This is a genomic window from Actinomadura sp. 6K520, assembly GCF_004349245.1.
GTDB lineage: Bacteria > Actinomycetota > Actinomycetes > Streptosporangiales > Streptosporangiaceae > Spirillospora.
The window spans coordinates 1-3552 of the sequence record NZ_SMLC01000332.1; the positions used below are offsets into that span (position 1 = coordinate 1).

Annotated in this window: 4 protein-coding genes and 1 pseudogene; all 5 read left to right on the forward strand. The window is 68.5% G+C overall.

The features are described from left to right. Positions 1 to 81 precede the first annotated feature (81 nt). Positions 82 to 627 (forward strand): annotated as a pseudogene (locus tag E1289_RS36860) (tRNA (guanosine(37)-N1)-methyltransferase TrmD); the annotation flags it as partial. Positions 628 to 745: 118 nt separating this feature from the next. Beyond that, positions 746 to 1096 carry a 50S ribosomal protein L19 gene (gene rplS / locus E1289_RS36865; RefSeq protein WP_131956169.1) on the forward strand — a complete coding sequence of 117 codons (351 nt, stop codon included), beginning with the start codon at positions 746 to 748 and terminating at the stop codon, positions 1094 to 1096. A 201-nt stretch (positions 1097 to 1297) separates the two neighbouring features. Beyond that, entirely contained in the window at positions 1298 to 2176 is an 879-nt protein-coding gene (lepB, locus tag E1289_RS36870) for a signal peptidase I (protein WP_243713457.1), read from the forward strand. A gap of 87 nt (positions 2177 to 2263) precedes the next feature. After that, positions 2264 to 2989: a ribonuclease HII gene (locus E1289_RS36875; RefSeq protein WP_131988707.1), complete on the forward strand. Its 726-nt coding sequence runs from the start codon at positions 2264 to 2266 to the stop codon at positions 2987 to 2989. Next, a complete protein-coding gene (locus tag E1289_RS36880; RefSeq protein WP_131988709.1) occupies positions 2986 to 3300 on the forward strand; it encodes a DUF2469 domain-containing protein in 315 nt (104 codons plus the stop codon). The genes E1289_RS36875 and E1289_RS36880 overlap by 4 nt, the downstream gene beginning before the upstream one ends. Positions 3301 to 3552: the final 252 nt, after the last annotated feature.

Sequence of the window (3552 nt, forward strand, 5' to 3'; positions counted from 1 at the left end):
ACGGCATACGAGATGTCTTAGGGTCTCGTGGGCGCGGAGATGTGTATAAGAGACAGGCCGGGGACGGGCGAATTCCGGCCGCCGCGGTTGGTCATTCCCACGCCGAGCGGGCGGCCGTTCACGCAGGCCGACGCGGTCCGGTACGCCGCCGAACCGTGGCTGGTGTTCGCCTGCGGCCGCTACGAAGGCATCGACTCGCGTGTCGCCGAGGAAGCCCGCACCCGCATGCCGGTGGACGAGGTCAGCCTCGGTGACTTCGTCCTCGCCGGGGGAGAGGTCGCGGTCCTCGTCATGGTGGAGGCGATCGGGCGGCTCCTGCCCGGCGTCCTGGGCAACGCCGACTCCGTCGCCGACGACTCCTTCGCGCCCGGCGCCATGGAATCGCTGCTGGAGGGCCCCGTCTACACCAAGCCCCCGGTCTGGCGCGAGCGGCCCGTGCCCGACATCCTCCTGTCCGGGCACCACGGCGCGATCGCCCGCTGGCGACGCGACGAGGCGCTCCGCAGGACCGCGCGGACCCGTCCCGAACTGCTCGCCCGCCTCGACCCGGGGGCCCTCGACAGGCATGATCGCGCCGTCCTCCGCGAGGCCGGTTTTCCGGTTGACGGCGAAGATATGGCAGACTAGAGCGTCCGTGCGTCCAGACCGCACGGCACCCCACGACCACTTTCCGCGGCGCGACGCCCCCACGCACGATCCACCGGGGCCTCTCGGCGCCCGCGTTCGACCATGAGGAACCTCTGCGATGCACACCCTGATCCAGGAGATCGAGAAGGCCGCTATGCGCGCCGACGTCCCGGACTTCCGTCCGGGCGACACGCTGAAGGTTCACGTGCGTGTCACCGAGGGTAACCGGAGCCGTATCCAGGTCTTCCAGGGCGTGGTGATCCGGCGTCAGGGCGGCGGCGCCCGCGAGACCTTCACCGTCCGGAAGGTCAGCTACAGCGTCGGCGTCGAGCGGACGTTCCCGATCAACAGCCCCTCGATCGACAAGATCGAGGTCGTCACCCGCGGCGACGTCCGCCGCGCCAAGCTCTACTACCTGCGCAACCTGCGCGGCAAGGCGGCCCGCATCAAGGAGAAGCGGGAGAACTGAGCCGCCTCCTCGCCCGCGAACAGGACGACATGAGCCGATGAACCACGACGCCCCGGGAACCCGTAACGGTGACCGGGGCGTTGCCGGTTCCGGAGGGGGAAGTCCGCCTTGGACGCCGGCGACACGCCGACGGGAGGCGTCCCGCGGGGCCCGCGCCGCTAGGCTTTCGCTCTGATGACTGACGAGGACGATCGGAGAGACGTGCGATCCGAAGCCGAGGGCGCGGTGCCCGAGGAGAAGGAGCCTGTGGACTCGGCCGAGGAGACGGGCGACGACTCCGAGGACGACGGCAAGGAGAAGAAGCAGGGCTCCTTCTGGAAAGAGCTCCCGATCCTCATCGTGGTCGCCGTCGTCCTGGCCCTGGTCATCAAGGCGTTCGCGGTGCAGGCCTTCTACATTCCGTCCGGCTCCATGGAGAACACCCTCCAGGTCGGCGACCGGGTCCTCGTCAACAAGATCGTCTACCACACCCGTGACGTCGCCCGCGGTGACGTCATCGTCTTCAACGGCCTCGACTCCTGGGACCCCGAGATTCAGGTGAACGAGCCCGGCAACCCCGTCTCCAAGGTGCTGCGCGCGATCGGCACGGCCTTCGGTGTCGCGCCCAACGAGAAGGACTACATCAAGCGCGTCATCGGCATCCCCGGCGACCGCGTCAAGTGCTGCGACGCGCAGGGCCGGGTCACCGTCAACGGCGTCCCGCTGGACGAGGGCTCGTACCTCTACACCGACCCGATCACGAACGAGCGGAACAAGCCGTCCAACGACCCGTTCGACATCACCGTGAAGCCGGGCCAGCTCTGGGTCATGGGCGACCACCGCGAACTCTCCTACGATTCCCGCTCCCACCGTGGGGACCCCGGCGGCGGCACCATCCCCGTCGACCGCGTCATCGGCCGCGCCTTCGTCATCGTCTGGCCCGTGGACCGCGCCGGCACCCTCCCGATCCCCGACACCTTCAAGCAGCGCGGCCTGGCAGTGCCCGCCGCCGCGGCGCTCCCCGCCACCCCCTATGCCCTGGGCGTCCTCTGCACCCTCCCTCTCGCCTACCTCCGCCACCGCCGCTACGGGAAACCCTGACCCCTTCACCAACCCCGGCGCATACACCCGCAAGGGGGAAGGGGAGTTCCGGAGCGGTGGGGGCCGCTGGGACGTACGCTGCGTTGCATGAGAGGTCGTCCGCTTCGTTTCACGCCGCGCCGCGACGCCGGGATGTATCGGTACGAGCGTGCCCTGGAGCACGCCGGGTTCAGTCCGGTGGCGGGCGTCGACGAGGCCGGACGGGGAGCGTGCGCGGGCCCGCTGGTCGTTGCGGCGGTGGTGCTTCGCGGCGGACGGCGCAGGATCGACGGCCTCACCGACTCCAAGCTGCTCACTCCCGCGCGCCGCGAGGAACTGTACGCCGAGATCACCGAGCGTGCGCAGGCGTGGCGCGCGGTGGTCGTCCCGTGCCACGACATCGACCGGCTCGGCCTCCACCGCTGCAACGTGACCGGGATGCGGCGAGCCCTCGCCGCCCTGGACGAGCAGCCCGCCTACGTGCTCAGTGACGGATTCCCGGTGCCCGGCCTGAGCGTCCCCGGGCTGGCGGTGGTCAAGGGCGACCAGGTCGCGGCCTGTGTGGCGGCGGCCTCGATCGTCGCGAAGGTCACCCGAGACCGGATCATGGTGAATCTTCATGAGCGCTACCCGGAGTACGGGTTCGACCTCCACAAGGGCTACGTGACCCGGGCGCACGGCAGAGCACTCGCCGCGCACGGACCTTGTCCTGAGCATCGTTTCTCCTACGTCAACGTCGGCCGTGCCCTGCGTAACAATGGAGAGATGGAGTTGGTGGAGGAGACCGAAGGGGAGATTCCCGGCGAGGAACGCACGGAAGGGGCACGAGCGTGAGCGCCGAAGATCTCGAGAAGTACGAGACCGAGATGGAGTTGCAGCTCTACCGCGAGTACCGCGACGTTCTCGGGCTCTTCGCCTACGTCGTCGAAACCGAGCGCAGGTTCTACCTCACCAACTCGGTCGACCTCCAGGTGCGCGCCACCGACAACGGCGAGACCTTCTTCGAGGTCACGATGCAGGACGCCTGGGTCTGGGACATGTACCGCCCTGCCCGCTTCGTTAAGAACGTGCGTGTCGTCACGTTCAAGGACGTCAACGTCGAAGAACTCGCCAAGACCGACTTCGAACTCCCCGATAACCAGTAGCCCACCAGCCAGCCCACTCGCGGTACCTCATCCTCGTCCCAGCGCGTACTCGACAACCGCGGCGTCAATCGCCGACAGGGCACACGCTCCCGATTGGTGTCGGCCGGCCTACCTCGATCAGCTTGCGATGCCTGTCGCGGATGACCAGCTGCAGAGTTGCGTCAGGTTGCGGGTGACCAGGCTGTCTCGGAACGCCATCGGCCTCGTGCCGTCCTCTAGTGAGGGGCGGCGGGGCGGTTATGGGGGTTGTAG